The following is a 15715-nucleotide window of genomic DNA, read 5'->3' on the forward strand; positions in this document are numbered from 1 at the left end:
TAATGACTAAACCCGTTTCACTTAACCGAGTTGGTTCCGGATACCTTTGGCGTTTTTGGTTCATTGCCATCGCAGCGTGGGCACTGCAACTGTTTATCTGTTACGCCCTTGTAGAATGGCACTGTGCCAGACCCAGCACTTTTTCTGAGCAAACATTACAGCGGATTGTAGGTATTGTTACCGCTGTATGCTTTGTCGCGGCACTCGTAAACCTGCGTTACGCGTTTCGCTATTATCGACAACTCAAGAAACAAAAAAGCAGCCACTCGCGGGAAATATTCATGTCCTCGGGTGCCTGCATAATGAGCGGGTTTTTAGCCGCAGTGATTTTGATGCAAGGTTGGCCAACCTTACTTCTAGCCGCCTGTAGCAGTGCGGGAGGATAACAAAGCATGCTAATTCGCACATTAAGTTTATTGGTAGCCCTATTGCCCTTTAGCAGTTTTGCGCATGTGGTTAATGTACCTCTATCATCACAATATAGCTTTCTATCCATAGATCCGGTTTCAGCACTATTGTTGCTGATTATCGCTATCTGCTATTTTCGAGGCAGTCGAAAAATCAGTAAGCGAGTAGAATCGAAGCAAAAGCAATATCGCCGACAAATGCGTTGGTTTTGGTCAGGTTGGTTAACCCTGGTGATCGCTTTAATTTCGCCGATTGATTCTATCGGGGAGAAACTATTTTCAGTACACATGGTGCAGCACGAGATGTTGATGATGATAGCCGCACCTTTGCTAGTGTTATCTCGACCAGAACAAACCATTTTGCTTGGTGGGCGAGGTTTTCTAACCCCTATCGTGCACAGCTTTACCGGTCGTTCACCGCGTATGCTACGGTTTTACCGTCAATTAGCTACCCCCCTCTGGGGCTGGCTAATACACTTTTTCGGCCTTTGGCTATGGCATTTACCTTTTCTGTTAAATGCCAGTTTAACCAGTTCTTGGGTGCATAGCTTACAGCATGCCACATTTTTACTCATCGCTTGGTTATTCTGGTATTCAATTTTCCGTCTCGATAAATCTAATTCGATGTCAGCAGTTATCTCGTTATTCACCACCGGTATTCATGCGAGTCTGTTAGGCGCCTTGCTGACATTCTCACCTAGCATCTGGTACAGCCCTTACGCGCACACTACACAGCAATGGGGGCTTAGTCCTATTGAAGACCAACAGTTAGGAGGACTCATTATGTGGATGCCTGCAGGAATTGTTTTCATCCTAGCGGCCCTAGTGACCTTGGCGCGGTTATTGCGTTCTACGAATGATAGTGATGGTCGCATTGGTAGCACCGCCGATATTGACGAGAAAGAAGCGGTCGAAACCCATCAAAGCAGTAAATAAGGGAGTAGTGAATTGCAAAAGTTAAACGTGTCCACTTGTGTTTTGACCACTTTTTCGAGTTTACGTCTCGCGTTTTCTAGCTCCTTACGTGCTGCGATAGTTATTACATTCGGTATTTGGGCTTTCCCCATCAGTGCGCAGTCCATCGATGCGCAGCTAGAGCAAGGCAAAACTCTTATGATCACCAAAGGCTGTAGCAGCTGCCACCAATTAACTAAATTGCCTGCCGCCAAGGGATTAGTAGGGCCGCCGTTAGACAAAATGGCCTCGCAAAGTTATATAGCTGGTGTACTACCAAATTCCCGCGAGAATTTGACGAAATTTCTGCTCGATCCCAAAAAGTTTCACAGTGATACTGCCATGCCTACGCCCGATATTTCTGAACAAGAAGCTCGTCACATCACGGATTATTTGTTCAAAGAGTGATTTTTAACCATGACTAAAACGATTAATATTAAGCTCAACAAGCGATTTTATTCATTAGCAGGCGTTGTACTGGCGCTCATAGCTGCTGTGATATTTAGTTTGGTTTATTTTGGCGTGTACAACGTTTCCGCGCTGACCGGACACACGACACCGGTTTATAAGTTTCTAGAACATGCACGTATTCAAGCGGTAGATGCCCGGGTAGACGAGCAAGTTCCAGATTTAACCCTGTTTGACTGGCAAAGGTCTGGCTTGAAAAACTACCAGCGACATTGTATTGCATGCCATGGCGCACCCGGTGTTGCACCCGAGCCGTTTTCGCTTGGCATGATGCCACCACCAAGTGCTATTGTACGCGTGGCTGGCCAGCGTTCACCCGCTGAATTATATTGGGTGATAGAAAATGGCATAAAAATGTCGGGTATGCCAGCTTGGAAATATCGTTTAACCCAAGAGGAATTATGGGAATTGGTCGCCCTGGTTAAGGTGTTGCCCACATTGTCAAAAGCTGAATATGCCCAATTGGCAGACCATAACTTCGCTATTGAGGGTGTCGAGAGTGTACTTGCCAACCAGCAAGACGAAACGGCTATTATGCAGTCTAGCTTAGCAGAGCCTCGTGCTACACAAGCACTTTCTGGGCAAGTTGCAATGCAACAATACAACTGCTCTAGTTGCCATGTTATCGATGGTATTGCATCTGCAAGCTATCATGTTGGTCCCCCCTTAAATAATATGGTAAATAGACGATTTATTGCCGGTACCTTGCCAACCACGCGAGAAAATCTGATCCAGTGGATTATGGACCCACCACATTTTAAGCCTCAGAGCCTAATGCCCAACCTAAGGGTTAAGCGGAACCACGCTGAAGCCATGGTTGATTACTTGTATGAAATCGCTGATGAAAAATAGTCGCTTTATATACTACTCAAACTATGCGCTAGACATACATAGTATTAGTGAATAGTATCAAGGTATCTATTTGAATTTTTATGCTATTTAGTGCCTGTCATTCAGGTTATTAACCTTTGTGCACGATAAAATTCTTTTACGTTATTCGGGCGGTTTTCCCTACCCAACACTTTCGTTAAGTGACACCGTGTCTGAAGAATCCAATACAGGTTGATACTTGTCTAACAATACCAATCTAGCTAGCATAAATGTTGAATGTTAAGGAATGCATGCAGTGACAGTACAAAGATGGGAACAGGAATTACACGCTCGCCGCTTGCCGCGAAGTGTTTCACGAGACGGCGACCATCGTAACCCTTACCAGCGGGATAAAGCGCGTGTACTGCACAGTGCCGCGTTTAGACGCTTACAAGCCAAAACCCAAGTATTGGGGGTTGGACTAAGTGACTTTTATCGCACTCGCCTTACCCATTCTTTAGAAGCCGCGCAAATAGGTACCGGTATTACTGCGCAGTTATGCGGTAAGTTTCCAGATATTGCCAGTAAATTGGCCCTTGATGCTACGCTTATTGAAACCCTATGCTTAGCCCATGATATTGGCCATCCGCCTTTCGGTCACGGTGGTGAGATAGCCCTTCATTATATGATGCATGAACATGGCGGCTTTGAAGGCAACGGCCAGACCTTTCGCATTGTTACTCAGTTAGAGCCTTACACTGCAGAACACGGCATGAACTTGTGCCGCCGAAGCGTTTTGGGCCTTGTGAAATACCCTAATTATATTGATGCGTTAACAGCGCCAGGTGTTAACAGTGCGCGCCCCGCTTCTTTACGCCAAGTAAAAGCCAGCCAATGGCACCCGCCTAAAGGCTTGTTTCGCTGCGACGAACCTTTGTTCGATTGGTTGCTAGCGCCTTTTAGCACTTCTGACAAAGACAAGCTCATGTCATTCAACCAGTTTGATAACAAGCACAGCAAAACTCGCTTTAAGTCTTTTGATTGCTCGATTATGGAGCTTGCCGATGATATAGCTTATGGCATACACGATTTAGAAGACGCAATTGTCATGGACATGGTGAACCGGCAAGACTTCATTAGCGATGTTACCCTCCCGCTTAAGTCACTAGAGATAAAATGGTTGTCAGATAATATTGATGAACTGACCGATAAGCTTTTCAGCAAAGCCCATCACGAGCGCAAAAACGCTATTGGTGCTTTGGTAAACAGTTTCATTACCGCCATAGAAATAGCGGATGTAGAAGGCTTTGAGCATCCGCTGCTTGCCTATAACGCTAAGATGCCAACCGACTTTGAAAATGGTTTAGAACTGTTCAAGCGCTTTGTTTATAACAAAGTGATTCGCCGCCCTGATGTACAGCAGCTTGAATATAAAGGCCAAATGGTAGTGATGGAGCTACTAGAAGCCTTCAGCTCTGATCCCGAACGCTTATTACCCGAAAATACCCAAGAGCGTTGGTTGAAAGCGTGCGAACAAAATAACGGCATGCGCGTGCTCGCAGACTACATCTCTGGTATGACCGATGAATTTGCCTCACGCTTGTATGGCACACTCTTTTCTCCTCGACAAGGTGGCATTCAAGATAACTTTCACGGTTAGCGCTGAGTGTGAAAAAGGTTGAGTGTGGAGAAAGGTTAGTAAGTTGCGTAAACCAGGGCTAAACGTTAACTGCATCTGCAACGGTTTGCGCATCTACAACTTGGTTCACACTCCCCTGAATAACCACGGTGGCTGATATTTTATCCTGAATGGCTTGTCTGTTTGGGTCCCAATACACCTGCAAAAAGCCCAATAACCCCGTCGCAAAACCTGCTCCGTAACCGCCGTACCGGCCAAAGCAATCAAGCATGCCAAGTGGCTCACCGCTAAGCGAAACCACGCGAATGTTACATACTTTTTTACCTGGAGTTTGCCCGCGCCAGAGTAAAGAGAACAAGGTAAAATAAACCGCAGCCCAACCGAAACCTAAACCTAAGTCTTGAATAATCCCTTTACCCCACTGCAAAATACTGGTGACGGGTGTTACGTTACTTTCATTTGTAACTTCTCCCGCAATGCTCTCTGGCACTAAATCTGAATTATTAACATCCTGTGCTGTATCAAATTCTTCATCTGCTATAGCCATCAAGTGCAATAGCGATCGGGTAAATTGAGTACTTTCAGCGTCTTCAATTTCAGCAAGTTCAGGTAATTGAGCAACTAGATTAGCGCTAGCAGCGCTCTGGCAAATTTCATCGCAGTTTTTATCGTTGTCTGTTTGCGCTAAATAGGTACGTATTATTGATTTATCATATTCACTTAACTCATCTTTTCGCTCTGCTTCTTTTATTTGTGTTCCTTGTATAGCGCTATCGCCTTCAAAGAAATCTATTGCTAATGAGAGTACCGTTAGCGAGCTTACAAATAAAAAGCTTGCTGCAAAAAGCTTTAATGCTCTGCGCCAAAACGGCGACATTTTAGGGAGGTATTGTTGTGCAGTGCCTTTATAAAAAGCCATAGCAGCAACAAAGGCAATTAACGTTGCGCTAAGCTTCGCAGCCATAAATATTAAAATGACATCAATGATCATTGCCAGTGCGCGCTTAATCGGTGTGGCTAGAGGGATACCTAATAGCGCTTGGTCAACGTTAAAAGCATACGGGGTGATCACATCTCTGGTTTCTGAACCAGATAGCGCTGATTGCTCTTTTTCGTTGGCTTTCATTTTTATACTTGTTAATAAAATAGGTAAACCATTTAAATTACGCGCTTTTTATTTTTAGCTCAAGCTAAAGCTATTGATTACTATGCACAAAAAAACCTAATTAGTTCAATTGGTATCCCTTACTTACCATTATGTCTCACTGTGCTCTTGGTAATACATGAAATTTTATTCTTAGTTGGTGGGTCTTTGTAGTTACGCAAAATTCTTACTTATCGTTACAATAGTGCGTGTTTGTTGCCTTGTGCAATCTTAAAACCTTGCCTTCACGTAAGTAATGTAACCTCGGCGCCTTCGCGCGACGTCGACGGTACTCTGCTAATCGATTTTTAATGTTAAAGCGCGCTCAATAATAGTGGTGTAAGTATGTCCAAAACCTTTAAACCATCAGTAAAGTTAACCGACAATCATGTGACCGATGAAAGTGTTTACCTTAATCGTCGCCAGTTACTAAAATCTCTTGGTTTTGTAGGTGCTTCTGCTCTGCTTTCAAACTCTGCGAATGCAGCAGGTTGGTTTTGGGAAGACGATGAAGAGCAAGCTGTGGCATTTAAAACCCAAGCGTTGAAATTTAGCCAACCAGAAAAATACCAAATTAGCGAAACTCAAACGCCAGAATCTAAAGCCACCTCTTATAATAACTTTTATGAGTTTGGCACTGCCAAAGATGAGCCGGTTAAAAACGCGCAAGAATTTGATACTTCTGAGTGGACACTAAAAGTAGATGGGTTGGTGAATAAACCGCTTACACTAAATCTTGATGATTTAACGAAGCGTTTTCCACTTGAAGAGCGTATCTATCGCCTTCGCTGTGTAGAAGCCTGGTCTATGGTTATTCCTTGGATTGGTTATGAGTTAGGCGCATTACTAAAAGCGGCAGAGCCCTTATCGTCAGCCAAATATGTCGCGTTTGAAACCCTATACGAACCTGAACAAATGCCTGGGCAGCGTAACCGTTTCTTGGGTGGTGGTATTAAATACCCTTATGTTGAAGGCCTGCGTTTAGATGAAGCCATGCACCCGCTTACGCTAATGTCGGTAGGACTTTACGGTAAAACCCTACCACCACAAAACGGCGCGCCCGTTCGATTAGTTGTGCCTTGGAAGTACGGCTTTAAGAGTATTAAGTCGATAGTCCGTATCCGGTTGACCGATAAACAGCCCCCCACTACATGGAACCGCTTAGCGTCTAACGAATATGGTTTTTACGCTAATGTGAACCCTGAAGTATCTCACCCTCGTTGGAGTCAAGCTAGCGAACGCCGTATTACCACTGGTGGCTTGTTATCACGTAATAGAATACCTACCGAAATGTACAATGGTTACAGCGAAGTAGCGCCACTTTATGCAAACATGGATTTAACCCGTAACTTCTAATGAAAATATTCAAAAAACCCGTTCGTGTTTCGAATTTAACTCGCAGGTCATTAAAGGGCATCATTCATTTACTGGCACTTGGGTATCTAGTTGGCCTTTTTTACGCTGGCGTCACCGATAATTTAGGCCCCGATCCTGTTGATACGTTGCTAAACGAAACCGGTATATGGGCAATACACCTATTACTTATTACGCTGATGTTAAGCCCATTAGCAAAAATACTGCCTAGCCCAGAGCCAATTAAATTCAGGCGAATGCTGGGGATATATAGCTTTGTGTATGCGCTGTCGCATTTTGCGACTTACATCCTGTTCGAACTGCAACTAGACATGGGCTTGATTGCTACTGAGTTGGTTAAACGACCCTATATTGTAGTAGGGCTTACCGCTTTGGTTTTACTCTTCGTATTAACAGTCACGTCTTTTCAGAAAATTCGTCGCAGTATGGGCAAGCGTTGGCAGCATTTACATAACAGTATTTATTTAATAGTACCTTTGGCGTTGCTTCATTTTTCATGGTCGCAAAAAACCCTATTGCAAGAACCCATATGGTATTGGCTGTTTGCCTTTGTATTGTTATTCAACCGAATTAAAGGTTTGGTGACTACTGCACGAAAAAAACATGCTCGTAATAAAAACCGGAAACACGCTGTACAAACTTAACCAGTACTGGTGCAAATTTAGTGAGTGATAAAAAACAACAGCGCGGCATACCGCGCAGTTTTACTTATTCCCACAATCAGTAAGAAAAACCAAAAGCGCGTACGTAAGGTGCCTGCTAACAGAGTTAATGGGTCACCAATAATTGGCACCCAGGCTAGCAGTAAAGACCATTTCCCCCACTTTTTATACATGACTTCAGCCCACATAAAGGTGGCGTGAGAAACGCGCAGCAACTTGGTCGCTGCCAATTGGCCGAAGCGAAAGCCCAAAACATAATTTACGATTGAACCCAATACATTACCTGTAGATGCAACAACGAGTAACACCAATGCAGATGAACCGTTTAGCGCCAAGGTGGTAAATACCAGTTCAGAACTTAAGGGTAATATTGTGGCAGCAAGAAACGCTGAAACAAACATACCAACATACCCTAGTGTTATTAAACTGCTCACCGCAAATCATGCCTTATTTTTTGTGACTAGGTTAACGCCATCGTGTTTAACCTAATGAAATTCTATGCGGTTGTAGTGTACCTAAGTCGCCAATTTAGTCATTAAGTTTGCTTACCCCTTTGGCTCTAAGCTTCCCCTTTAGCGACAGTACGCTCTAGTCATTAATATTACAGCGTTTGCGCGCGAAGCACTTCCCTCTTCAAATCGGTATAACCATTCAAAAGCATTTAAGAAATAAACATTGTGTGAAAAAAACACAATTTAATGCTTGCAATCCTTTCAACTTAAAACTACTGTATACACATACACACTGTATAGATAACCAGTTTGAAAATAACTTACGAAAAGGTAACGCTATGAACACTTCTCCAATTGCACGTTTACAGGCATTACGTACCTCAGTGACCAATAAGTCTGTTTCAAGCACCGCTATTTCTAACGTTGTACAGCTCCCCTTACCTTTCGAAGGCTATCCAGGTGAAGGAAAAGGTGGCACGAGTAAGGGCTGGAATTATCTATTAGCCGATTCAGTGTCGTTTTCAAAAGAAGTCGACCACGCTATTCGTATTCAAAAACCTGAAAAGGAAAAAATGCCAGAATGGATAAGCAAACTGATAACCGGCGGCCAATGCAAAACACTGTATGTTGAAAATATTGATTTAGATTTGCAGCCTACCGACAGCGATATGATCAGAAAGCTTTGCGAACTTTATTCTGTATGTTTGGTAAATGTGCGAGTAGATTCAGCGTTAAATGAAGGCAACCTTGCAGTAGGGCCATGGTAATTCGTTTAATTAACCGTTAGCATTGCGCCCGAGTGCACGTTTACCTGCACATATATTCAATATGTGCACTGCTAACTTGGTTGTAAAAAATTATGCGATGTTTTTGCTGTTCAAATTTACCTTTTTCTGCATGCTGTGAACCTTTTTTAAAAGGGCATGCCACACCTCAAACTGCTGCCCAGTTAATGCGCTCTCGTTTTTCTGCGTATGCCAGTAAGCAATTCGATTATGTACTGGCTACCTACACAAAAGTACGTCAACCGGAATTAAGTGTTAATGAATTAACTGCCAATGCAGCTAATGCTACGTGGTTTGCACTGGAAGTGGGTGAAACCCACAATGTGCCTCTTACTGCCCAAGCTGAAGGGCTTACTGAGGACATTATGCAAATTAATGAAGGTGCAACGGATACGGTAGATTTCACGGCTTATTATTTTGAAAATATAAACCTATATCAGTTACATGAGACATCGAACTTTATTGTTGAAGATGGCAAATGGTGCTATCACGACGGGATACTCCATGATGACTGCGGCAAAGTAAAATACGGCCGTAACTTACCTTGTCTTTGTGGCAGCGGGAAAAAATTTAAGCAATGCTGTGCAACCAAAGCACGGTAAAAGCACGGTAAAGCTTCATTAGCTGTGTGGCTGTATTCCCCTATCCCCTTTAATACAAAACGCTTTTACCCGGCGAACTAATAGTTACCCTGTCATTCAAAATGTTCAAAACCCGAAGCAGATAAGTTCGAAGCAAATAAGTTCGAAGCAAACAAGTCTGCTGCTTCGGGCTTTTGAAGCATTTACCTCTATTCTTTTTATTCATTCTTTTTGCTCATTCTTTTTACTGATTCTTTTTACTGATTGTGTTGAATTTTCACATCCCTTCACACAAGTAGATTGCTTTTACGGCAGCGCTGTCATTATTCAAATTAAAACTTAAAACTTAAAACTGACAATTATGAGTAAAGTTCATAATTTAATGAAATTAAATCATTTTTATTCATCAGTTAATCTGCGTATAAAACCTTCTCTGCTCGACACAACTAACGTATTGCATTCGTTTTTAATTAGCTACTAGGCGCTTAATTAGAAAATACAGAACAGTTGAACTGAGCTAAAAATTTGGGTTTATGTTCACAAATGGAATGTCAGATCACCATGAATAACACTTTTACTTTTTCGCTTAAGCGCGTTTGTTTTGATGAAAACTACCGTCCATCTGACAACACACGCATCACTACTAACTTTGCTAACTTGGCTAGAGGTAGACGACGCCAGGATAATCTTCGAAACGCATTACAGATGATAGACAATCGTTTTAATGCTCTAGCGTATTGGGACAATATTAGCGGCGATCGTTATTCGGCAAAGCTTGAAATCATTTCGGTTGATATTGATGTTGAAGGTAACGGCTGTACCTTTCCTACCATTGAAATACTAAAAACCAATATTCTTGATCGCAAAACCAATACGACTATTGAAGGAATTGTGGGGAACAACTTTTCGTCTTATGTACGAGACTACGACTTTAGCGTGATCTTATCTGAGCATAATAAAGACCGAGACCAGTTTAGCATTCCCAATGATTTTGGTGATTTGCACGGGAAGATGTTTAAAGCATTCGTGAACTCAGACGTTTACAAAGAAAGTTTCAGTAAGTTACCTGTTATCTGCCTGAGTGTGTCGGAAAACAAAACTTACCAAAGAACGGAAAATCAGCACCCTGTATTAGGTTTTGAATACCAGCCTAATAGCGCTTCGTTAACCGAGCAGTATTTCCAAAAGATGGGACTGCAGGTTCGCTATTTCATGCCGCCTAATAGCGTTGCCCCTTTGGCATTCTATCATTTTGGTGACTTGCTAAACGATTACACCAATCTTGAATTGATAAGCACGATTAGCACCATGGAAACCTTCCAAAAGATTTATCGCCCTGAGATTTATAACGCAAACGCGGTCGCAGGTAGAGTGTATCAGCCGAATTTAAAACACCAAGATCATTCACTCACACAAATAGAATATGACCGAGAAGAACGCAATCACTTAGCGGCTCAACAAGGTAAGTTTGTTGAAGAGAATTTCATCAAGCCTTACCACAATATTCTTCAACAATGGTCTGCAAACTGCGCCCTTTAACTCATTCAAACGTGTAGTACATATTATGAAAAAATTATTACCTACTTCAATTGCCGGCAGCCTTCCTAAACCGTCTTGGCTAGCGCAACCTGAAACACTTTGGTCACCTTGGAAATTAGAGGGTGATGAACTGACTCAGGGCAAACAAGACGCCTTACGCTTGTCGTTACTCAATCAGCAACAATCTGGCGTTGATATCATTAGCGATGGTGAACAAACTCGCCAACACTTTGTTACCACCTTTATTGAACATTTAAACGGTGTTGATTTTCAGCAGCGTAAAACGGTAAAAATCCGTGACAGATATGATGCCAGTGTGCCTATGGTGGTTGGTGAGGTTACTCGTCAAAAAGCCGTTTTTGTCGATGATGCCAAGTTTTTACGTCAACAAACTAGCCAACCAATTAAATGGGCACTTCCCGGCCCCATGACGATGGTAGATACCCTTTACGACAGCCACTATAAAAGTCGCGAAAAGCTTGCTTGGGAATTTGCGAAAATATTAAACCAAGAAGCCAAAGAGTTGGAAGCTGCAGGCGTTGATATTATTCAGTTTGATGAACCTGCTTTTAATGTATTTTTCGATGAGGTGAATGACTGGGGCATTGCGGCACTTGAACGCGCAGCTGAAGGGTTAAAATGTGAAACTGCCGTACATATCTGCTACGGCTATGGGATTAAAGCCAACACCGATTGGAAAAAGTCATTAGGTGATGAATGGAGACAATACGAAGAGATTTTTCCAAAACTGCAATCGTCCTCTATCGACCTTATTTCGCTAGAGTGTCAAAATTCTCGGGTTCCCATGGAACTAATCGAGCTGCTTCGTGGGAAAAAAGTGATGGTTGGTGCTATAGACGTAGCCACCAATGCTATTGAAACACCAGAAGAAGTCGCTAATACCCTAAGAAAGGCCTTACAGTTCGTTGATGCTGATAAACTATACCCTTGTACTAACTGTGGCATGGTGCCGTTATCACAACATGTAACACGCGGAAAACTCAACGCATTGAGTGCAGGTGCCGAAATCATTAGACAAGAATTAACGCGTTAATGCTACTGTCCTGATAGCGATTACAGAGCTGACATTGAGTTTGCATCTATGCGCCACTCAACTTTTTTGTCAGCTCTGTTTAACCTGCTAGCCAATGAATAATGTTAAATAAAAATCGTTCGTTTTGTTCAGCTCCTACCGACCTCATACCATGTTTATCTCCTGTACGCGTATCGATTTGAGAAGAAAACATCATGCCTTCAGAAAACACTGCAACCCGCCCCTTACCCAATTTCAACAAGGCACCTTGACTCCACCCTTCAATGGCTCTTCGACGTGTGCTTGACGTTATTTCAAAAGGAACTTCTGGCTCAATAGATACAGTACGTGGTCCAAGGGTTAACAGTGAAGTGGCCCCTTCTGGTGGTAAAAAGGCAGCGCCGCCGAAAGTTTTAACTTGTATCACTTCTTTTACGTGCAATTGACTATTTAATACTGATGTGAATGCGCCATTTTGACTTTCTTGCATAAATACAGGAAGTTCGACATGGTTTGGGGTTTTGGCTTCTGGATTGGCTTCAGAATTAGAATTAGCATTAGCATTAGCGCTAGAATTATCATCTTGCTTAGTATTTTCATGTGCATAGGTTACTTCATGGCTAATCAGCGTACCCGTGGCCTTGCTAAATAGTGTTGCTTTGACGTGGCCATTAGTAAAAGTGAAGCCCAACGCTGTTGCTAGGCTTTCTATGACTTTCGGAAAAGGGGCGTGATCGGCAATAAGAAAAAGTGAGCCGCCATTTCGTACCCATTCAATAACAACAGATACTTCATCATTAGTCAGCGCTTGGTTAAAAGGGGGTTGCCAATTGCTTCGCTTTTTATCAAGGGCATTGGCGATAACAAGAATATCCACATTTTTAAGGGCCTGTTGGCTGAAACTTACCTTGTTTGAATCAACCGTGACTCCGTCGCTTAGTAACACCTGAGCAAAGGGTTTGAAGCGATTATTGATGGTGAGAAAATTGTGGTGAGATTCATCAACCAGTACCACTGGGCTAGCATTTGAGGTGTAAGTTGCTGTTCGCTGGTAGGGTTCAAATGTCGCGTCTGCTTGCTGAGGGCTGTCAGTGCACGAAACCACTAAAAGTACATTGAAAAGAATAGCTATTCTCGCCATCGCTTTCATTAACACGTCCTTATGAATAACTTCTAGAGTAAAAAGATAAAATAAAGCCAAATATTTCATAGCGTTAAAGGCATTTTCGACTTTAATTAGATTATTTTCCAATCATTTTGTAATTTTTATTTTTTGCCCGTGACTATAGCTTTGAAGGTTAATTAATAATCACCAAAGCATATATAGGGAATCACGATGACGGCACAAACTTCAGGCAATCAAAATGAGTTAGCGTTACAAGCCCCCAAAACATACGAAAACAATACCTATGGGAAAAATACAGGGCGTTTAGATAACAAGGCGTGGCTTCAACAAGGGTGGCAATTATTTAAGCAAGCCCCTTTTTCACTATTTGTTCTTATGCTGAGCCCGTTAATTATTGAAGGTATTATACAGCTATTACCTGCGCAACTAATACCTGATCCCCTACTAGCAGCACCCATGTCCATAATGCTTTCAAAATGGATAATGGTGCCTGTTATTGGCGCTACTTGGCTATGCATTCATAACTTGGCGACAAAAGGGAAAGTATGGTCGTTCTCTGCAATAAGCAATGCGTCGTGGGGAAAATTTCTACTTATTAGCCCTCTCCTTTTGCTACCGTTTTTAAGTCAGCTTTTGTTCTCTTGGGTACTACTTGGTAGTAGCGGCGTAGATTTGCTTTTATTCCAAAAGCTTATTGATATAAGCGCCCAAACGTTAGGTTTACTATTCTCATCGGCAGTGCCATTTATTATGCTATTTCTGTTTGTTGCACCACTAATGTTAATAGCTAAACGCACTTTTAAACAAAGTATGGCAACAACCTTTTCGATTGTTTCTGCACAGCCTAGTGCTTTCGCCATGTTAGCTGCACTAAACACCTTGGTTATTTATTTTGCGCCACACACCTTTGGTTTGTCTGTGTTACTTGCATGTCCAGTACTTGCTTGTATCCATTATGGTGCTGTTAAGCCACATCTAGCGCATAAATAACCTTTAAAATAGACCAAAACAAGGCCGCTAATGTCAGCGGCCTCGTTTAGTGTTTACCTTTGCCAATGTTTCACTTATACCGCTTTTCGCAAATAGACGTTGTAAATCATCGCTATCACTAGGCATACGCCAGCTGGCGCAATAAGCGAAAAGAACTGAAACATGCCAAACAGAATTGCCCCCGCTGTGCCACCAAAAATGAAACCGGTAATAATTAACAAGAATAGCTTGGCTTTTCTGGTATCTAGCTTTTCCCCTCGGCACAGGGCCCCAAGCATAATGCCTAAATCGGTGAAAATACCAGTAACGTGAGTGGTGCGAATAATAGCGCCGCTATAGGTTGTAGCTAACGCATTTTGAAGCCCGCAAGCCGCTGAGGCAAAAAAATGCCCAATAAACTGTTCGTTATACAAAAACGCCAACGCAATAAGCAATAAAAGTGCTTCTATCACAAGGGCAGTATCGTAATGCCGGCCAAGTTTCAATGTAAAACCATGCAGTAAGAAGCCAGCAATGGAAGCGCCTGCAAGAAAGGAAAGCAAAACCCCTACAAGATGAAATGCATTTTGCAGAGACCCTTGGTAAACACCAGTACCTAGCAGGGTTGCAGTACCCGATAGATGCGAGACAGATTGATGGTCAAACCCAAGTAGTCCAATCGCATTCACATACCCAGCCACCAGCGCCAAGATAAATGCGCCGAACTCTACCCACTTAGGAAGCTGAGAAATCATAATCCCTCGTCGTGTTACTACTCAGATTAGGCTAGCGTACTCGCTAGTAGAGAAAGTCAAACTGACCGATATCAATAAAACTGCCAAAATAAATTTTTATCAGCAACAATGACATAGCTTAACCCACATAGACTAACGCAGTAACAAGTCACCTTGTACAGGAACATATTTGCTGGCAGCCTTTATAAGAGAAACCGAAGTGAGTTCTTGAACGCCGTACACTTCCACCTCTTTACCTTTATCAACAAGCTTACTGGCCAATATATCGAAATCACCATCTCCTGTAGCAAACACAATAGTGTCAGCGAGATCAGCATACTCCATAGCGTCAATCGTTATACCCACATCCCAATCGCCTTTCGCTGAACCATCTGCTCGCTGAATGAAAGGTTTTAACTTCACTTCAAAGCCAATACCACGGAGTATATTTTGAAACTCTCGCTGTTTTGTGTCGCCTCGCTCAATAGCATACGCCACTGCTTTCACCACGTTTCTACCTTCGGTAGCCAAGCGCCAAAAGTGATTGTAATCAAAATTGCACTTATGAATTTGTCGCGTGGTGTAGTAAATATTTTGCACGTCAACGAAAAGCGCAACGTTATCCATGGTTAGTCCTTTTGATAGCTAGAAGGCTCAGCCTTTTTGATGTTGTTTGGAAGCTTGCCTATTACACGAGTAGATTAGCTAAATGTACGAATATATAACGCTTCTACTTTGTCTCTCGCCCACTGAGTTTTGCGCAAAAATTTAAGCGAAGATTTCACAGAAGGGTCGTTGTTAAAACAATTCACCCTAATTTCAGAGTACAAGCCTTCCCATTGATAATGTTCAACGAGACGAACAAGAATTTTTTCAAGGGTAAGCCCGTGAAGAGGATTATTTGGCTGCTGTTGGTTCATAATGCTAATTCCGAATAGAAACAAATACGTATCGCGATTAATCAGCTCGCTAGTACGTTGATTTTGTTATTTTAACAGAGTATGTTGGCATTCCCTTCGAAAAATTCGAAGTAACTGC

Annotated in this window: 18 protein-coding genes; 12 read left to right on the top strand and 6 right to left on the bottom strand. The window is 42.5% G+C overall.

Features of this window, described 5'->3' with window-relative positions:
- Positions 1-2: 2 nt before the first annotated feature.
- The 5 genes from AMBT_RS09075 (at position 3) to AMBT_RS09095 (ending at position 4299) form a co-directional block, all read left to right on the top strand.
- Positions 3-386: a hypothetical protein gene (locus tag AMBT_RS09075; protein WP_013784320.1), complete on the top strand. Its 384-nt coding sequence runs from the start codon at positions 3-5 to the stop codon at positions 384-386.
- A gap of 6 nt (positions 387-392) precedes the next feature.
- The gene (locus AMBT_RS09080) at positions 393-1343 is read left to right on the top strand and encodes a cytochrome c oxidase assembly protein (RefSeq protein ID WP_013784321.1); all 951 of its coding nucleotides are present in this window, start codon (positions 393-395) and stop codon (positions 1341-1343) included.
- A gap of 12 nt (positions 1344-1355) precedes the next feature.
- The gene (locus AMBT_RS09085) at positions 1356-1769 is read left to right on the top strand and encodes a c-type cytochrome (protein ID WP_013784322.1); all 414 of its coding nucleotides are present in this window, start codon (positions 1356-1358) and stop codon (positions 1767-1769) included.
- Between the two features lie 9 nt (positions 1770-1778).
- Positions 1779-2681 carry a c-type cytochrome gene (locus AMBT_RS09090; protein WP_013784323.1) on the top strand — a complete coding sequence of 301 codons (903 nt, stop codon included), beginning with the start codon at positions 1779-1781 and terminating at the stop codon, positions 2679-2681.
- Between the two features lie 265 nt (positions 2682-2946).
- Entirely contained in the window at positions 2947-4299 is a 1353-nt protein-coding gene (locus AMBT_RS09095; RefSeq protein ID WP_041452534.1) for an anti-phage deoxyguanosine triphosphatase, read from the top strand.
- 58 nt (positions 4300-4357) lie between these two features.
- On the opposite strand, the gene AMBT_RS09100 is transcribed toward AMBT_RS09095, so the two are convergent.
- Entirely contained in the window at positions 4358-5404 is a 1047-nt protein-coding gene (locus AMBT_RS09100; RefSeq protein WP_013784325.1) for an RDD family protein, read from the bottom strand.
- 363 nt (positions 5405-5767) lie between these two features.
- On the opposite strand from AMBT_RS09100, the gene msrP reads away from it, so the two are divergent.
- A complete protein-coding gene (msrP, locus tag AMBT_RS09105) occupies positions 5768-6778 on the top strand; it encodes a protein-methionine-sulfoxide reductase catalytic subunit MsrP (protein ID WP_013784326.1) in 1011 nt (336 codons plus the stop codon).
- A complete protein-coding gene (locus tag AMBT_RS09110; protein ID WP_013784327.1) occupies positions 6778-7440 on the top strand; it encodes a protein-methionine-sulfoxide reductase heme-binding subunit MsrQ in 663 nt (220 codons plus the stop codon). The genes msrP and AMBT_RS09110 overlap by 1 nt, the downstream gene beginning before the upstream one ends.
- Positions 7441-7457: 17 nt before the next feature.
- Here the strand turns inward: AMBT_RS09110 and AMBT_RS09115 are convergent, their stop codons facing one another.
- Entirely contained in the window at positions 7458-7892 is a 435-nt protein-coding gene (locus AMBT_RS09115) for a YqaA family protein (RefSeq protein ID WP_232363208.1), read from the bottom strand.
- Between the two features lie 356 nt (positions 7893-8248).
- Between AMBT_RS09115 and AMBT_RS09120 the strand changes: the two genes are divergently transcribed.
- The 4 genes from AMBT_RS09120 to AMBT_RS09135 all read left to right on the top strand — a co-directional run bounded on the left by AMBT_RS09120 (position 8249) and on the right by AMBT_RS09135 (position 11869).
- Positions 8249-8677, top strand: coding sequence for a hypothetical protein (locus AMBT_RS09120; RefSeq protein ID WP_041452892.1), 429 nt, complete (start codon positions 8249-8251; stop codon positions 8675-8677).
- A 185-nt stretch (positions 8678-8862) separates the two neighbouring features.
- On the top strand, positions 8863-9297 hold the full coding sequence (locus AMBT_RS09125) for a YchJ family metal-binding protein (RefSeq protein WP_232363209.1): 435 nt from the start codon (positions 8863-8865) through the stop codon (positions 9295-9297).
- A gap of 540 nt (positions 9298-9837) precedes the next feature.
- Positions 9838-10815: a DUF1852 domain-containing protein gene (locus tag AMBT_RS09130; protein WP_013784331.1), complete on the top strand. Its 978-nt coding sequence runs from the start codon at positions 9838-9840 to the stop codon at positions 10813-10815.
- 25 nt (positions 10816-10840) lie between these two features.
- A complete protein-coding gene (locus AMBT_RS09135; RefSeq protein ID WP_013784332.1) occupies positions 10841-11869 on the top strand; it encodes a methionine synthase in 1029 nt (342 codons plus the stop codon).
- A gap of 79 nt (positions 11870-11948) precedes the next feature.
- Here the strand turns inward: AMBT_RS09135 and AMBT_RS09140 are convergent, their stop codons facing one another.
- On the bottom strand, positions 11949-12998 hold the full coding sequence (locus AMBT_RS09140; RefSeq protein ID WP_041452535.1) for a DUF4350 domain-containing protein: 1050 nt from the start codon (positions 12996-12998) through the stop codon (positions 11949-11951).
- A 186-nt stretch (positions 12999-13184) separates the two neighbouring features.
- On the opposite strand from AMBT_RS09140, the gene AMBT_RS09145 reads away from it, so the two are divergent.
- Positions 13185-13964, top strand: coding sequence for a hypothetical protein (locus tag AMBT_RS09145; RefSeq protein WP_013784334.1), 780 nt, complete (start codon positions 13185-13187; stop codon positions 13962-13964).
- 74 nt (positions 13965-14038) lie between these two features.
- Here the strand turns inward: AMBT_RS09145 and AMBT_RS09150 are convergent, their stop codons facing one another.
- From AMBT_RS09150 to AMBT_RS09160, 3 genes are all read right to left on the bottom strand, one after another.
- Positions 14039-14698, bottom strand: a complete 660-nt coding sequence (locus AMBT_RS09150; RefSeq protein WP_013784335.1) for a YoaK family protein — start codon at positions 14696-14698, stop codon at positions 14039-14041.
- Positions 14699-14830: 132 nt separating this feature from the next.
- A complete protein-coding gene (locus tag AMBT_RS09155; protein WP_013784336.1) occupies positions 14831-15304 on the bottom strand; it encodes a LabA-like NYN domain-containing protein in 474 nt (157 codons plus the stop codon).
- A gap of 74 nt (positions 15305-15378) precedes the next feature.
- Positions 15379-15597 (bottom strand): VF530 family protein, encoded by a 219-nt coding sequence (locus tag AMBT_RS09160; RefSeq protein ID WP_013784337.1) that lies wholly within the window; start codon positions 15595-15597, stop codon positions 15379-15381.
- Between the last annotated feature and the right edge of the window lie 118 nt (positions 15598-15715).

Source organism: Alteromonas naphthalenivorans, from assembly GCF_000213655.1.
Lineage (GTDB): Bacteria > Pseudomonadota > Gammaproteobacteria > Enterobacterales > Alteromonadaceae > Alteromonas > Alteromonas naphthalenivorans.

Excerpts from the sequence above, each read along its gene's own strand:
- AMBT_RS09075 (WP_013784320.1), top strand. The coding sequence starts at position 3 with ATGACTAAACCCGTTTCACTTAACCGAGTTGGTTCCGGATACCTTTGG.
- AMBT_RS09080 (WP_013784321.1), top strand. The coding sequence starts at position 393 with ATGCTAATTCGCACATTAAGTTTATTGGTAGCCCTATTGCCCTTTAGC.
- AMBT_RS09090 (WP_013784323.1), top strand. The coding sequence starts at position 1,779 with ATGACTAAAACGATTAATATTAAGCTCAACAAGCGATTTTATTCATTA.
- AMBT_RS09095 (WP_041452534.1), top strand. The coding sequence starts at position 2,947 with ATGCATGCAGTGACAGTACAAAGATGGGAACAGGAATTACACGCTCGC.
- AMBT_RS09100 (WP_013784325.1), bottom strand. The coding sequence starts at position 5,404 with ATGAAAGCCAACGAAAAAGAGCAATCAGCGCTATCTGGTTCAGAAACC.
- msrP (WP_013784326.1), top strand. The coding sequence starts at position 5,768 with ATGTCCAAAACCTTTAAACCATCAGTAAAGTTAACCGACAATCATGTG.
- AMBT_RS09110 (WP_013784327.1), top strand. The coding sequence starts at position 6,778 with ATGAAAATATTCAAAAAACCCGTTCGTGTTTCGAATTTAACTCGCAGG.
- AMBT_RS09120 (WP_041452892.1), top strand. The coding sequence starts at position 8,249 with ATGAACACTTCTCCAATTGCACGTTTACAGGCATTACGTACCTCAGTG.
- AMBT_RS09125 (WP_232363209.1), top strand. The coding sequence starts at position 8,863 with ATGCGCTCTCGTTTTTCTGCGTATGCCAGTAAGCAATTCGATTATGTA.
- AMBT_RS09130 (WP_013784331.1), top strand. The coding sequence starts at position 9,838 with ATGAATAACACTTTTACTTTTTCGCTTAAGCGCGTTTGTTTTGATGAA.
- AMBT_RS09135 (WP_013784332.1), top strand. The coding sequence starts at position 10,841 with ATGAAAAAATTATTACCTACTTCAATTGCCGGCAGCCTTCCTAAACCG.
- AMBT_RS09140 (WP_041452535.1), bottom strand. The coding sequence starts at position 12,998 with ATGAAAGCGATGGCGAGAATAGCTATTCTTTTCAATGTACTTTTAGTG.
- AMBT_RS09145 (WP_013784334.1), top strand. The coding sequence starts at position 13,185 with ATGACGGCACAAACTTCAGGCAATCAAAATGAGTTAGCGTTACAAGCC.
- AMBT_RS09150 (WP_013784335.1), bottom strand. The coding sequence starts at position 14,698 with ATGATTTCTCAGCTTCCTAAGTGGGTAGAGTTCGGCGCATTTATCTTG.
- AMBT_RS09155 (WP_013784336.1), bottom strand. The coding sequence starts at position 15,304 with ATGGATAACGTTGCGCTTTTCGTTGACGTGCAAAATATTTACTACACC.
- AMBT_RS09160 (WP_013784337.1), bottom strand. The coding sequence starts at position 15,597 with ATGAACCAACAGCAGCCAAATAATCCTCTTCACGGGCTTACCCTTGAA.